The 15,306-nt window shown below is 41.7% G+C and carries 13 protein-coding genes and 1 riboswitch; of the genes, 3 read left to right on the top strand and 10 right to left on the bottom strand.

What is annotated here, in order from left to right:
• Positions 1 to 23: 23 nt before the first annotated feature.
• Positions 24 to 1,205, bottom strand: a complete 1,182-nt coding sequence (locus BT147_RS12485) for a multidrug effflux MFS transporter (protein WP_072335960.1) — start codon at positions 1,203 to 1,205, stop codon at positions 24 to 26.
• Between the two features lie 223 nt (positions 1,206 to 1,428).
• Between BT147_RS12485 and BT147_RS12480 the strand changes: the two genes are divergently transcribed.
• Positions 1,429 to 1,635 carry a hypothetical protein gene (locus tag BT147_RS12480; RefSeq protein WP_072335894.1) on the top strand — a complete coding sequence of 69 codons (207 nt, stop codon included), beginning with the start codon at positions 1,429 to 1,431 and terminating at the stop codon, positions 1,633 to 1,635.
• Positions 1,636 to 1,705: 70 nt separating this feature from the next.
• Here the strand turns inward: BT147_RS12480 and BT147_RS12475 are convergent, their stop codons facing one another.
• The 7 genes from BT147_RS12475 to BT147_RS12445 form a co-directional block, all read right to left on the bottom strand.
• Positions 1,706 to 2,983: an MFS transporter gene (locus BT147_RS12475; protein WP_083426556.1), complete on the bottom strand. Its 1,278-nt coding sequence runs from the start codon at positions 2,981 to 2,983 to the stop codon at positions 1,706 to 1,708.
• 88 nt (positions 2,984 to 3,071) lie between these two features.
• On the bottom strand, positions 3,072 to 3,665 hold the full coding sequence (locus BT147_RS12470; protein WP_072335891.1) for a TetR/AcrR family transcriptional regulator: 594 nt from the start codon (positions 3,663 to 3,665) through the stop codon (positions 3,072 to 3,074).
• A 139-nt stretch (positions 3,666 to 3,804) separates the two neighbouring features.
• Positions 3,805 to 5,379: a M2 family metallopeptidase gene (locus BT147_RS12465; protein WP_072335889.1), complete on the bottom strand. Its 1,575-nt coding sequence runs from the start codon at positions 5,377 to 5,379 to the stop codon at positions 3,805 to 3,807.
• Positions 5,380 to 5,404: 25 nt separating this feature from the next.
• The gene (locus BT147_RS12460; protein ID WP_072335954.1) at positions 5,405 to 6,412 is read right to left on the bottom strand and encodes an aromatic acid exporter family protein; all 1,008 of its coding nucleotides are present in this window, start codon (positions 6,410 to 6,412) and stop codon (positions 5,405 to 5,407) included.
• Positions 6,413 to 6,566: 154 nt separating this feature from the next.
• Positions 6,567 to 6,881, bottom strand: coding sequence for a YbjQ family protein (locus tag BT147_RS12455; protein ID WP_072335886.1), 315 nt, complete (start codon positions 6,879 to 6,881; stop codon positions 6,567 to 6,569).
• Between the two features lie 68 nt (positions 6,882 to 6,949).
• Complete coding sequence (kimA, locus tag BT147_RS12450; protein ID WP_072335883.1) at positions 6,950 to 8,779, bottom strand: potassium transporter KimA; 1,830 nt, start codon at positions 8,777 to 8,779, stop codon at positions 6,950 to 6,952.
• Positions 8,780 to 8,787: 8 nt separating this feature from the next.
• Positions 8,788 to 8,926, bottom strand: a riboswitch (cyclic di-AMP (ydaO/yuaA leader).
• Between the two features lie 301 nt (positions 8,927 to 9,227).
• Entirely contained in the window at positions 9,228 to 11,579 is a 2,352-nt protein-coding gene (locus BT147_RS12445) for an endonuclease MutS2 (RefSeq protein WP_286119458.1), read from the bottom strand.
• A 187-nt stretch (positions 11,580 to 11,766) separates the two neighbouring features.
• Here BT147_RS12445 and BT147_RS12440 point away from each other — a divergent pair, with 187 nt between their 5' ends.
• Together BT147_RS12440 and BT147_RS12435 are read left to right on the top strand one after the other, a co-directional pair.
• Positions 11,767 to 12,105, top strand: coding sequence for a phage holin family protein (locus tag BT147_RS12440; protein ID WP_072335880.1), 339 nt, complete (start codon positions 11,767 to 11,769; stop codon positions 12,103 to 12,105).
• A gap of 98 nt (positions 12,106 to 12,203) precedes the next feature.
• Positions 12,204 to 12,653: a 2-thiouracil desulfurase family protein gene (locus BT147_RS12435; RefSeq protein ID WP_072335877.1), complete on the top strand. Its 450-nt coding sequence runs from the start codon at positions 12,204 to 12,206 to the stop codon at positions 12,651 to 12,653.
• Here the strand turns inward: BT147_RS12435 and BT147_RS12430 are convergent.
• On the bottom strand, positions 12,644 to 13,381 hold the full coding sequence (locus tag BT147_RS12430) for a hypothetical protein (protein WP_072335874.1): 738 nt from the start codon (positions 13,379 to 13,381) through the stop codon (positions 12,644 to 12,646). The genes BT147_RS12435 and BT147_RS12430 overlap by 10 nt on opposite strands.
• Before the next feature lie 153 nt (positions 13,382 to 13,534).
• The gene (polX, locus tag BT147_RS12425) at positions 13,535 to 15,283 is read right to left on the bottom strand and encodes a DNA polymerase/3'-5' exonuclease PolX (protein WP_072335871.1); all 1,749 of its coding nucleotides are present in this window, start codon (positions 15,281 to 15,283) and stop codon (positions 13,535 to 13,537) included.
• Positions 15,284 to 15,306: the final 23 nt, after the last annotated feature.

Here is a 15,306-nt window from a genome sequence, read left to right as displayed (position 1 = left end):
CATGGAGATAACCATCTCCCCCATTAATAGCTATTTTCTTTTCTTAAAGCACTCGTCGTTCCAACAAAGAAATAGTAGCAACTTAGCGCACCGATACCGCATAATGTTGTGATAATTCCTAGCGGCACAACCGTATACTCACCAGCAATTCCTACAAATGGAGCCACTATACCACCTAGAGCGAGTGATATAACACCTAAGACAGCAGCGGCACTACCTGCTGATTTTCCTTGACTTTCCATCGCGAGTGAAAAACCTGCTGTCGCAACAACACCTACGCTTGATACAACAAAAAATAAAGGAATTAAAATCACATAGAGTGGGGCCTGATTCAAGAAAGCGATGAATAACAACCCACCGCCGGACGCAGACATAATAAGTCCTGTCTTAAATAAAGTCCGCTCTGAAAATCTTCCTGCCAATCTTCCCGTTACCTGACTCGCAAGCATAATCCCTATGCCATTAATCGCAAAAATAACACTAAATGTAGTCGCAGTTCCATGATAGATGTTCTGCACGATAAACGATGAACCTGATATATAAGCAAACATCGAAGCAAACACTAAACCCTGACAGATCGCGTAACCCATAAAGGTACGATCACGTAAAATTCGAGAATAGCTTAACATAGCTGGACGAACTCCGCTTTGAGCACGATTTTCATCAGGAAGTGTATCCGGTAGCCCAAACGCCACGATGCCAAACATAGCGAGTCCTATGATACTTAGTACAATAAAGACACCCTGCCATGGCGCAAAACCTAGTAATTGAGCCCCCATAATAGGTGCTATAATCGGTGCAAGTCCGTTAACCAGAGCAAGTAAAGAAAAAAACCTCGTCAGCTCAGTCCCTACATACAGATCACGAACCACAGCACGTGAAATTACAAGCCCCGCCGAAGCAGTTAATCCTTGAAAAAATCGCAACAGCAAAAACATCCAAATCGATGGACTCCATATACATAATAAAGATACGATTCCATATGATAATAGCCCGATTAACAGAGGCTTCCGCCTTCCGATCATATCGCTAAGTGGCCCTAGAAATAATTGTCCCACACACATCCCAATTAAAAAGAGCGTGAGGCTCATTTGAACCAATGAAGGACTTGCCTGAAATTCATTTGCTATCTCTGGAAATGCTGGTAGATACATATCAATAGATAAAGCTCCAAATGCGGAAAGCCCACCTAAAATAATCGCCATTTTCCAACGCTGGGAAGAAGACTTCTGATTTTGATTATTATTCTCAATTAATGTTTCGATGATAGTCTCCTCCTTAGTAGTCATCTATTAAGATTACTACGGAAACCGAAAAACGTAAATGGAAAGCCGACAAAAATCGACTACTTTTTGTTCGCGTTTCTAGGATTTTCACATAGAAATATATGGATATCACGCAATCTCTTTTTGGAAGGTCGACTGAAATATGAAGCGTAATCTAATACAGAAAAACGAATTGTATCCACATATCCAGCTATCCATGGGTATGATCGATCCAGACTATGTACACATTAATCATTTTTTACAGAATCCTGAGGATGATACAGAGGAATCGTCCGTTCAGGATCTAAAAAAAGAAGAAGACAAACACTCTCCACGTATCCAAGTTCACTTTCGTTCTAGGCAAGAGTGAAAAGGGTGCGATTCACAGTTATGTGAGCCGCACCCAGCCTCTATGGTTCATTACATTTCGTTGATTACATCTATTCTTTCTCAGTCTCTGTCTGAGCAACCTGTACTAATTCTGGTTTCAGAACTGATAGCCGAAGAAGTGGCAAGAGAAATAATACTCCAAGAAGCATCGTGAGACCTGAAATTTGATAGATCCATGTCAGGGACAGGTTTGCTTTTAACAGACCTGTGACACTCATCATGACGACAGTCGCCCCGATAAAAAGCGGAGTTAACGTCCCATTTACTCGACCAATAAACTCAGATGCAGTATGTTGCATAATCATCGTGTTAATCCCGATTTGAATAATAGGCATACCCATACCAGCAAAAAACTGGGCGATTAACGTTAACCATAGGATCTCGGACAATCCAGAGATGGAAATAACGATCGCATTTACGATCAGACCGATCACTAACATTCGTTGAGGAGCCAATTTCTTAGCAACCAAGAGCGCTAACGCACCACCTGCCAACATACCAATACCATTCATCATAATTAACCACTGCAGATTTTCTTTTGGCAAATGTAGTTGTTCGGTCACAAGGAAGATTGCTAGCGGTTGAATTAACCCAATCGCAGTCCCAGCCATAAAGAAGGCTCCTCCCAAGGATCTAAGAACCTTGCTGGAGAGAACATATTTAACACCTTCCCTCATCTCTTGGAGAAGGGAGGTTTGATTCTGTGTTTCTTCTTTTACTATAAGGTCAGCAGGTAGAAAAAGAAGTGCAATCGCTGAAAGTAAAAAGGAAATCACTGTAATACTAATCGCTACATTAATCCCAAATTGTTGGAAAACAAAAGTTCCTAAAATAGGTCCGAAAATCATAAAAATAGAAAACAACGATTGATATAATGACATCCCCGACTGCATATGCTCTGCTGGCACATGAAGCTTAAACAGTTTCATCCCCGATGGTTGCGAAAACTGGGATAGAATCGCCGAGAATAGCATAGCGAAAAAGAGGACTTTCCAAGTAAAGAATAAGAGAGCTATTAAAACGAAAAAGATTGAAATGGCACTTAAAATATCACACCAAATCATCGTCTTCTTCGGTCTCCACCGATCGGCAAATGTGCCCCCAACAAATGAGAATAGAAAAATCGGTGCAAACTCAGCCACGGAAATCATCGACACTGCGAACGGATCACCGTTTGTCTGATCCACTACATACAGCAGAATGGCATAATTTCGAACCCATATACCAATTTGTAAAAACAATCCCGAAACCAGAATCGCTTGAACAAAACGATTTCGGAAAAGAGAGCTTATTTTGGATGATGGGACGTTTTCTTGGTAGTTATCCATACTCTACGTCCTTTTCTAATAAGATAAATTCTTTTCATCAAACAAGTGGTCGGTTAATAAGAAAAACAACATTCCATTTCTTACTTTACTATTTTTTCTTAGCAATTCCTTCTAAAAATAGAGTAATCGCATTTCGATATAAGTCTTTCATTTCTTCAATGCTCATTTCATAAAAAGAAAGCGATAGTCCTTCTAACAAGGCCCGATAAGTCCGAGTAAGTAAGGAAACATCCACCGATACAAACTCTCCTTCATGGATTCCTTGCTGAATGATCTGCTCGAAGATCTGAAATGTCTTTTTTTTCACCCCCAAAACTTGTTCAATTACTTCTTTCTTGCCCAGTTCATTGACAGAGAACTCCTCAGAAGCCTGTAAGAACGGATTTCGAAAGTCTTCTACATAAAACTCAGTAAAGCCGTACATTTTATCAATGGCATTGGTATATTGATTGCTTTTTTTTTGCCATTTTGAAATCCAATCTTGCGCATTCTCCTCCACAATATAGAGAAACAAAATTTCTTTACTTTGAAAATGATAATATAGGCTACCTTTACTAACACCTGATGCACAACAGATATCACCAATCGATGTAGCCAGATAACCCTTTTTAATGAACAATTCTTTCGCAATCATAGCAAGCTCTTGCTTGGTTTTCTGGGCATCGTATCTGCGAGAAGCCATAAATCTCAAAACCTCCTTTAAGAAACCGACCGTTTGGTTTATTTTAACTGATTCCATTCCTGAAGTCAAATAAAAACGAAAGGCATTCCTATTGCTTTAGAATGCCTTTCGTTTCCTAACTCAAGCCTCGTTCCCCTTCTCACTTCACAAATTGAGTAACAAAATGAGCTGGATTCAACGTTTCGCCAGTTGCATTTTCAATTAATTTAGACCATCCATCCCGATCACCAGGGAAAAAGATTTCTTTCAGGAACCAGTTACCAACCTCTTGATTGAAGTAAGTAGGGCTTACATGCTGCTTGATATATTGATCAAATTGGGAAGCAGTTAGTTCACCTAATAGATAGTTTTGATAGTATGCTGGTGCAATCGTAAAGTGAATTTTAGAAGCCCAATGCGGCTCATCTACACGGTTAGGTGGCTCCACAAATTGGACTTTCTTTACAATCTCCCACCATAATTGGTTAAGATCTTGGTCCGGGTCGCGATAAAGCTCGCGTTCAAAGCGGACAAAGGTAATAACCCAGCGTGCTGTAATCAACATCTGACGTTGTTGCATCTTCTCTAAACCAAGTAAGATTTTATCTATTTCATCTCGATCTACTTGCGCAATTTGCAACAGCCATTCCCGATTCTTTACAAGACGGCCGAAAAACATCGCCACAGCCTCTGTTGTGAAAATGTGGGCGGGTGTACGTAAAAGAAACGGGATGTTCCGATCGATATATTTATCATATACCGCATGTCCGTATTCATGGAGCATCGTTTCCATCCAGTACTGGTTATCACGAATATTGCATAACACCCGTACATCCCCTTCTCGATCCATATCTAGACAGAAAGCGTGCTGATTCTTCCCCTCACGTTCGTAGAGATCGCTTTTAGCTAACATGTCACGAATCTCCATTCCCATCGATGTAAACGTATCAACCGTTAACTTTTCAATATTCCTTCCTTTTAGAAACGGACTTACATCTACCCCTGGTACCACAGGCGCTTCTTGGAAAAAAGGATCTTTATAATGCCATGGCTGTAGACGGGCATCAGAAGACAATCCATATTGACTACGCAACTCATCATCCATTTCATCTTTCATCACTTGGAATGGGCCGTCTGTTAGCTGCTTCAAATCATCAAAAATCGTGAAAACCTCGTCACGATCTAATTCTTGTAATTCAAATGACATTTGGTGGAAATCTTCGAAGCCTAAGCTTTGTGCTGCTTGATTCCGTACACGAATTAGCTCCAACAGTCCCGAAGCGACCTCTTGCCCAATCACTTTGCTAGCCTGCCATACCTTCTCGCGTAAAGCTACATCTGTGCTAGTGAGAAGGATTTGACGCACTTGATTCTCTGTCCATTTCTCTCCATCCACTGTAGCGCGAAATGTATTAAAAATATTGCTTAACTTAGAAGATAATGTCACCATCTCTTCTAAGGTCTCAGTAGGGAGCTGGTTTTCTAGTGCTGATTGATATAGGCGTTCATATTGGCGCCGCTCAATCGAACCCTCTGGAGCAAAAGCCATCTTATCCTTTAGTACAGCAAATCGTTTGGGATCCGAACAGTATAAGCGATACTGTGACTCAGCTTGTATTTCTTTATCCTGCCAATCTTGTAAGCCCGTTGTATTTACCATCCAGACAGCTTCTGTCATCGCAGAGGATCGTTTTCGTAAGTGGTCATTTTCTTCCTGTAAAAAACGGTCAGTCATCTTCTCTCCCCTATTCTCTCTCACTTTAGTTAGGTGATGGGTCCATCTTCTTCGTCGTTGAATTATCAGACGAATCGGGAGTTGGCTTCTTTTGGGTCAATGCTTTTTTGATAATCAGATAACGTTTCATCTCTCCAACAAAGAAATATAAACAAGCCCTCGTTTCGAACTCGATACGATCTACTGGGAGAGGTTGCTCACGAAACTCTCGTTTCATCTGTTCAAGTCGCTCCAAATAGATATCAGCTGTATTACCAGGATGAATCGCATCTGCTAATTCTTCCAAATAGCTAGCAATCTGTTGGCTTTGATCACATGTATGATTCAACATGGATACGGTTGGCATAATTCGTTCCATGATCTCAAATTGCTTCTCCCTCATTTGAAAGTATCGATACATGGCTTTTTCTTCTTCTGCACTATGGTTTTCAATGTTATGCAGTGCCATTTCTTTCGCTTCTCTGATCCATTCTGCCGTTTCCATCAATTCTTTACCATCCCAATTGCTTTCACCATAACGTAGATAAATAGCCATCTCTCGAAAGATCCGCTTAAAGTTTTGTTCAATCTTACGTTGTGATTCGAGCAATTTCTTTTCAGAGCTCGGCATGTAACTATTCACTACAAATGCAACCAAAATCCCAATCACAATAATCCCTAATTCATTGACCATGACATGCCAATCAATATGTTGCGAAGTGTATAAATGAGAAATGATGACTGAGGCAGCAGGAATCCCTTCTTTTGCTTTGAGTCCTACCATGATTGGAAATGTGATCAATAATAAAAGCGTAATCGTCCATGGATGATATCCGAAATTTTCAAATATCAACCAACTAATTATCAAACCAATTACACTTGTTAAGAAACGTTCCCACGCTGTTTCATACGAGCTCTTTCGAGTTTGTTTGATACAGAGGATCGTAATGATTCCAGCGCCTGCGTAGAAGTCAAGCTGTAAAAATTGTGCGATCGCAATCGCAACACCTGCACCAACCGCACTTTTAATCGTACGGTAGCCAATTTTAAACACTTTTTTCACCTCAATCGTAATAATACGAATGTACCCTATTTCCCTACAATACACAAACAAATTGTGACGAAAGATTGAATGACTCAAACTCAATAGAAAAATGACTTGAGCATCAGCCATACTCAAGTCATTTCCATGAAATGCATCTAACCATCTATTTATTAATTCTCACAGCAGTACCTGTTGCAATACACATCAACATACCACCAATGGTTTCAAAATCCAAGTCCACACCAATAACCGCATCTGCACCCTTCCGACGTGCTTGCTCTTGCATTTCTTGTAGAGCGATTTCTCTTGCCTCAGCTAGCTTCCCTTCATAACTACCGCTTCGTCCGCCAAAGAAATCCGTAAGCGAGGCCATAAAGTCACGAACCACGTTTGCTCCTAAAATGGTTTCACCACTTACAACTCCTACATAATCCGTAACTTGATATCCTTCTAGCGTGTTTGTTGTCGTTACTAACATGGGAAAGCCTCCTATAATATGAGTTGAACTACCTTATTCATTCCCACTTGTTCATCTTTCAAACTGCATTACTTTTTCAATTGATATGGCACAATCGTGATATGCACGTTTTTAACTTTGAGCAAGTAAGCAATGATAAGTAAACCAGATTGGTTATGAAGCAAACGATGCCACCATTTCTTCGTCAAAAACTGCGGCATGATAACCGTCATCGCCGAACCACTTTGATCCGCTTTTTCTCTCATCGCCTCTAGAAAATCACCTAGAGGTCTGATAACACCACGATAAGGAGAATACACTGTGATAAGTTGCACCCCTGTTTCCCATGCTTCCCAATCCCTCTTCATCTTTTCAATACTCTCATGGCTATACCCGATATAAACCGCTACTGCATCTTTGGATATGGACTTTGCATAAAGCAGCGATTTTTCCACCACCGTTGTAATCCCCGACACAGGGATAATCACCAGATTGCCTGTTTTTGCTAGGCTCATCACTTTTACAGAGTCGTCAATCCGTAACTGCTCTGCTACAGCCACATAATGTCGGTGGATCTGATGGAAAATAAATACGACAACCGGAACGAAGATTAAAGAAAGCCATACCTGACCAAATTTTGTAACAAAGAAGATAGCTAGGATGAGATAGCAGATCAGTGCTCCTAATAGATTAACTGAGAATTTCCAGCCCCAACTTCTTGGTTTCGTACGAAGCCATTTAAAAATCATTCCTGTTTGTGATAAAGCAAAAGGGATAAATACCCCCACTGCATAGAGTGGAATTAAACTCTCCGTCTTTCCTTTAAATATGATAATCAGGAAAATCGACGCCATGCCTAAGGTAATAATCCCGTTTGAGTATCCCAAACGATCTCCTCTAGCAGTAAAGGCTCTAGGCATATACTTATCTTTTGCTAAATTGTACGCAAGAAGTGGAAATGCTGAAAATCCTGTGTTTGCCGCTAAAACTAAGATCAATGCAGTCGTAGCCTGGACGAAGTAATACATAATGTCTCTTCCGAAAATGGAGGCGCTTAGCTGCGACATAACAGTCTCTTTCCCGGAAGGTGCAATTCCATACCAATATGCTAAAAAGACAATACCAGAGAAAAGTACAGCTAAAATAATCCCCATACACGTCAAAGTAAAGGCTGCATTTCTTGGAGCAGGTTCTTTAAAGTTTGGAATCGCATTAGAGATCGCCTCGACTCCGGTTAAAGCCGAACACCCCGATGAAAACGCCTTTAGCAGTAAGAAGAAACTAATTCCCATTACAGGCGTTCCAATAGCAGTGTGTGCAGTTGTTGTAGCATGTCCCGTCAAGATCTGAAAGATCCCCGCAATGATTACGATCACAAGTGCCAGAACAAATAAATAAACTGGATACGCCAAAATGGAAGCCGATTCAGTTAATCCCCGTAAGTTTAACAATGTAATGAGTGCAACTAATAAAATTGCGATCTGTACGGTATACGGATGTAACACAGGGAATGCTGAAGTAATGGCATCCGTCCCTGCGGAAACACTAACCGCAACGGTTAAAATATAGTCAACGAGCAAAGAACCTCCGGCTATCAAACCATAATTGGTACCGAGGTTTTCCTTCGCCACCATATATGCTCCTCCGCCACTTGGGTATGCGTAGATAATCTGTCTGTATGACAAAATCAGAACAGCTAGTAAGATCAAAACTCCCACAGCAATGGGAATCGAATACCAGAAAGCAAGTACGCTCATCGTCGCAAGGACTAGCAAGATCTGCTCAGGACCATAGGCCACCGAGGAAAGAGCATCTGAAGAAAGAATCGCTAACGCTTTTAAATTGTTAAGTTTTCGATTATGTAGTTCATTTGACTGCAAGGGTTTACCTATTAAAAGTCTTTTCAACTTAGAAAGCATGTTTTTTCTATTCCTCCCATGTGCGCTTACGAGGTTAGCTGACGGATTCGGATTATGAGAGTAACCCTACCTTAGACGATACTAAGGATTCACCCCAAGTTTGGTTCCCCCGCTCCTTTTATAAGACGGATTAAGCGGCTAAATCCTATTATTAAAATGCTAATTCGCTTATCATACTCCCATCTATTTAAGTTGTAAAGAATAATGTTTTTGTTTTTATTTAGGTATACTTATATTTTTAATGAATCATAATTAGCTTATCCCAATAGGGATTTATTTATAAAAAGACGTGGACAGAGTGAGTCGTCACATAAAGAAAAGACACCCTCTTTAAACAGAAGGTGTCTTTTCTCAAGCATATTTAAAAAACCAATATATCCCTACCGCCAAGAAGGCGATCGCAATGGGAATCAAGATCTTCGGAAGATGTTCCATCCAGTTCGCTCCTTTACTGAATCTCGACAACAGTTACGCCAGAGCCGCCTTCCCCCATACTTCCAAGTCGAAATGACTTAACATTACGGTGGGAACGGAGAAATTGTTGAACGCCTGTGCGGAGGGCTCCCGTGCCTTTACCATGGATGAGGTGAACCTGTTTATAGCCGGCTAGGATCGCGTGATCGAGATACCGATCAATCTCCATAATGGCTTCTTCTACGAGATGCCCTCGCAAATCAAGCTCTGGGCGGACATCTGCTTTGCGACTGATGGAGGAAGTGGATTTGGGTTGAGGTTGTTGTTTGCTTTCTCGCTTCTCTAGTTGATCTCGTTTCAATTTCATTTTCAAAGCGCCAATCTGCACTTGAAACTCCTTGTCGCTTAGCACTTCTACGATCGCGCCTTTTTGGCCCAAACTAGCAACAAATACTTCATCTCCCACCACTAATTTCTCGCCTGACTTCTTCGTTGTCGGCCTACGGTGCAACTCTAAATCAGGTATCGCAGCACCTAGACGTTTACGTGTTTCAATCAGTTCATGCTCTTTTAATTCCTGTGGACGAGCCTTTGCCCATTCGCGAAGTTTCTTCAATACTTCATCCGCCTCGCGTTCCGCATGACTAATAATTTGTCTTGCTTCCAGCCTAGCCTTTTCACGAATCTGCGTTTTTTCCTCTTCCCATGCCTGCAATTTCGCTTCAAGACCTTGATGAATTTCTTCTGCCTCGGTTCGCAACCGGTCAGCATCCCTTCTCGCATCTTCTGTGGCTTTTCGCTCTGACGTAAGAGTGGTAATCATCTCCTCCAAGCGACTGTCATCACTGGAGATATGTGATCTAGCCTCTTCGATCAAGTAGGATGGAAGGCCTAAACGCTTAGAGATCGCAAATGCGTTACTTTTCCCCGGCACTCCTATTAGGAGACGATAAGTAGGTCGAAGCGTTTCCACATCAAACTCTACACTTGCATTTACCGTGCGGGGGTGCGTATGAGCAAATAGTTTCAGTTCACTATAATGCGTAGTAGCCACCACAGCCGCACCCAATCCAATACAGTGCTCTAAGATCGAGATAGCAAGCGCAGCCCCTTCTGTTGGATCTGTACCCGCACCGAGCTCATCAAATAATACTAAGCTTTCGTGATCGATCTCCGTTAAAATACGGATGATATTCGTCATATGAGAAGAAAAAGTACTCAAACTCTGCTCAATACTCTGTTCATCCCCAATATCAGCGAATACACCACTATAAATAGGCATCTGGCTCTCTTCTTCTGCTAAGATGGGGAATCCAGCTTGAGTCATTAAGGCAAAGAGTCCGATCGTCTTTAAGCTGACCGTTTTCCCACCTGTATTCGGTCCTGTAATGATGACCGCTTGATGAGCCTGTCCCATCTCCACATCGATTGGCACGACTGTATCCTTAGCAATAAGCGGATGACGTGCTTTTTTTAAGACAAGCGTTCGATCTTGAGATAATTTCGGTACAATCGCTTTCATCGCACGGGCAAACTGTGCTTTTGCTACGGTAAAGTCTAATTGAGCTAAGATATCCAAGTTTAATCGTAAAGGCTCAACTGATTCTGCGATCATCTGCGTAAGTTGATACAAAATCTTTTCTACTTCTCGTTCCTCTGCTAACTCCTGTTCTCGCAATTGGTTATTAAGTTGTACAACTGCCTCTGGTTCAATAAACAGAGTAGCTCCAGACGAAGATTGATCGTGTACAATCCCATGAAAAGATCCTCGATACTCTGCTTTTACGGGAATCACATAACGATCGTAACGCTGTGTAATAATAGACTCCTGTAACATTTTCTGAGTGTTGGAATTCCGGAGTAGATTTTGCAGAGTTGATTGAATGCGAGAGCGAATCGTGCCAATCGCCTGTCTCACACGTCGCAACTCACTACTAGCAGAGTCCCGTACAAAACCTTGGTCATCAATACTATTCGCAATCTCTGTGTCAATATGTTCCAAGCTTTCGATCTGCTCCGTTAGCCCGCGCAAACGGCTAAGTGGCGCTATTTCTTCGTCCAACTGTCTGAGCATAGTCTTGATCTTCCGTCCAGCATGGATCGTACTACCAATATCAAGCAATTCAGCCTCATTTAATAATCCACCAATCTCTGCCCTACGAACAAAAGAACGGATATCACGAATTCCACCGAGAGTGACATCTCCCTTCAGACGAAGAAGTTCTATTCCCTCGGAAGTTATATGTAGACGCTCTGATACTTGTTGCCAGTCATCAGAAGGCTCTATGTCATCAATTAGTGACTTTCCCAAATCAGAGGAAGAGTAATATTTTACCATTTCTTTTACTTCCATAAACTCTAACGTCTTCTGTGTCCAATCAGACAAAACCGTACACTCCCTTCAAGCAAACAACTTTAGTATATCATTTTTCCGCTCATTTTCATGACAGCTTAACATCATTCCTTACCCATAATCGAATGAATTCAAACTCTTCCCCATCTCACATTTTCTTATGTTTGAAAAACCATTATCTGTGCATACTAAGGCCAATCATGTATTAGGAGGATGGATTATGATTCGTCATATCGTCCGTTTTATCGTATCAGTCATCGTTTTAATGATTGTTGCTGCTTTGGTTCCAGGATTCAGAATTTCTGGTTTCGGCACCGCTATTATCGCTGCCCTCTTTATCGCTCTTCTCGGTTGGTTAATGGAAATGCTGTTTGGAGAGCGAATTTCACCGTATGGCAGAGGAATTGTTGGGTTTATTAGTACGGTCGTCGTGCTATATATAACCTCCATGATCGTAAACGGCTTTGAGATTGGTGTCTTTAGCGCAATCGTGGCAGCACTTGTCATCGGGATTGTCGATCTATTTTCACCCACCATCAAAGATCGAGTAGGATCATAGGGTATCTCGTATTAACAAGGCTTGGTCCATGGACTAAGTCTTGTTTTATGATGCACTCTATCTGTATCATGTAAATGATGGAAAAAGGGGTGTAACCAGTGATTCTGATTAGTGCTTGCTTAGCAGGAGTTCCCTGTCGATATGATGGCAAAGCAAGTTTAGCCGACATCGCACAGAAATTAGTAACAGAAAAAAAAGCAATCTATGTATGCCCCGAAGTATCTGGCGGATTATCTACACCTAGAGATCCAGCAGAAATTGTAGGAGGATCTGGTGAAGATGTCTTGGACGGAAAAGCAAAAGTCATAACCAAGCTAGGTGAAGATGTCACTGAACAATTTATCGCTGGAGCGAATCATACCCTACAACTAGCAAAAAAAGTTGGCGCAACGATGGTTATTTTAAAAGAAAATAGTCCCTCCTGTGGAAGTACATTTATCTACGACGGACATTTTCAAGGAAAGAAGATATCTGGAAACGGTGTAACAAGTGCGTTATTAAAGAGGCATGGTTTTCGAGTTGGCTCGGAACACGATCTCTATGAATAAAATAGCCATTTGATCGTTAATCCAATAAGTAGTAGCCAGTATAAATCCAACAACCGATAAATCCATAACCGATCTAAATATCGAGTCACCAACACCATCGCCAAGGTCGAAAAAGTAAAAAACCAGCCATAGTTATCATGATCCAACGCCCATATCGCTCCAAAGCAAGTCGCTAAAATGGCAAGTAACATTTGCCAATGAAGAGAGATCCCTACCATTTGAAGCGCAAACAATTTAGAAAGATCTGGTTCCGTCATACGCAGCACTTGGTAATTGTATTTTTTTTGTACTTGCATCGCATTAACTGCATATTCTTCCATTTGGAGCGCCATTCGCTCTAAGTAGCTTCTCATCTTATGGCTTAACCAGAAACTACCTATCATCCATGCTAATTGGGAAAACCAAGATTCCTTTTTCCAAACTAGAGTCGCTTGGATCTGGACTTGATCTCCTTTTTGTTCCAGTTGAAAATTCTCTTCATAATAACTAGCTCCCTGTTTTCGATAAAGAACAAAGTGATCCGGCTCATTTCTCATAATTTGTGTATAGGCGCGCTCCCTAAAAAAGGATTCATGATTTAGAAACAAACCCCGACCACCCGTTTTTTGATGATCATAAAAAAACAACGTATACAACTGTGTAGTGGGACGAAATGGATTCGTCAAATACTCCCTTATTTTTTCAAGAGGGGCCGTCACAAGTAACTCCATCTGATATCGAAATTGCAAGATAATCTCATCCTTTTACTATTTTTCTTTCAATTAATAAGATTAAGAGTATACGGCATCGCTCTATTATAGTCAAAATCAACTCATTTCGGCTACCCCGCAAACACAGAATAGCTCATTTCCATGACACAATCATAGAAATGAGCTATTTGCTCAACGTTTCTTTCGTTTCATCTTTCTTTTTTCCTGCAACCATTCTTGTAATTCGTCCAGTCCCATCGTATTAATCACATCAGATTTCGTAAGCCATGCGCGCTTGGCAGTGGAGATTCCTAATTCTACGCGTGAAAGCTCGGGTACTGAGTGGGCATCAGTATTAATCGTAAAGGTAAGTCCGTACTCATCTTTCGCCCTTTTTAGCAATTCATCATTTAGATCCAAGCGGCGCCCATTTGAGTTACACTCGAGGATCGTCCCTGTATCTTTGGCAGTCTGGAAGATATGATCAAAATCTAAATCATAGGACTCTCTTTTAAATAAGACTCTACCTGTCGGATGGCCAATAATATGTACATATGGATTTTCCATCGCTTCTACTAATCGTCTGGTTAAGGTTTCACGATCCTGTTTCATCCCTGAATGGATGGAGGCAATGACGACATCTAACTCCGCTAGTACTTCATCAGGAAAGTCTAACCGCCCATCAGCGAGAATATCCACCTCCGCCCCTTTTAATACAGTAATTCCCTCTACTTCACGATTTACCTTCGCGATCTCTTCCCACTGCTCGCGAAGATCCGTAATCGTCAAGCCATTTGCTACTTGCAGAGACTGGGAATGGTCAGTGATTGCGATATATTCATACCCACGTTCCTTTGCCGCCTCGGCCATCTCGCGTATACTATGAGCACCATCGCTATACCGCGAGTGCATGTGAAGATCCCCACGATAATCTTCTTGTTGGAACAGAGCAGGTACTTGATCTTGCTCCGCTGCTTCCATCTCTCCACGGTCTTCCCGAAGTTCAGGTGGCACATAAGATAATTGTAAATGAGCAAAAAAGTCTTTCTCCTCTGTAAAAGTAATCATTTCGTCGGAATCATCATGGAAGATGCCATACTCGCTCACTTTATAACCCATTTGCTTGGCACGTTGTCGAATCCGAATGTTATGTTCAGCAGATCCCGTGAAATGGTGGAGAGCACTTGCATACTGTTCCCTGGTAACCAGACGAAAATCAACACTCATCTGAATCCCTTCGACATCCACGACCACACTTACTTTGGTAGAGCCCTGATTGACGACCTCATTCACAAACGGAAGTTGGACAATCTGATCAGCTACTTCTTCCGGATGAGTCGTTGCGATAACGAAATCAAGATCTTTTACCGTCTCTTTTCCCCTTCGCAAACTTCCCGCCATACTCATCTTCTGAATGAGAGAAAGTTCTGTAAGATTTTTCTCAATCGTCCTCGCTATCTGAAGAGCATGTACCCGTAGCACTCGCTCAGGACGCTGTGCGAAGTTCTTTACTGCCTCTAAGATCTTTTGTTCCTTCTTCGTTCCAAATCCAGTCAGCCCTCGAATTCGACCTAATTCAGCAGCTTGCAATAATTCTTCCCGGCTCGTAATCCCTAATTCCTTGTATAACGTATAGATCGTTTTCGGGCCAACCCCTTGTAACGTGAGCAAGTCAGGAAGGCCTTGTGGTAATTCATTGCGCAATCGTTCCAACTGAGAAGATTGACCCGTTTCAACGATCTCCTGTATCACTCCTGCTGTCCCTTTTCCCACTCCTGGTAACTCTAATAAACGGTCTAAATGATCCGCAATCGCATACCGACTCGCTTCTACAGCACGACTTGCCTTTCGATATGCAGATACTTTAAATGAATTCTCGCCCGCCAGATCCAAAAAATCAGCCAATTGACTTAGAATACGAACTATCTGTTTGTTATTCATAGACTCCACTCCTAGATCGCTCT

It is taken from the genome of Thermoactinomyces sp. DSM 45891, from assembly GCF_900119485.1.
Taxonomy (GTDB): domain Bacteria; phylum Bacillota; class Bacilli; order Thermoactinomycetales; family Thermoactinomycetaceae; genus Baia.
The sequence above is the reverse complement of the archived record's forward strand: the minus strand, read 5'-3'. Positions and strand labels throughout refer to the sequence as shown.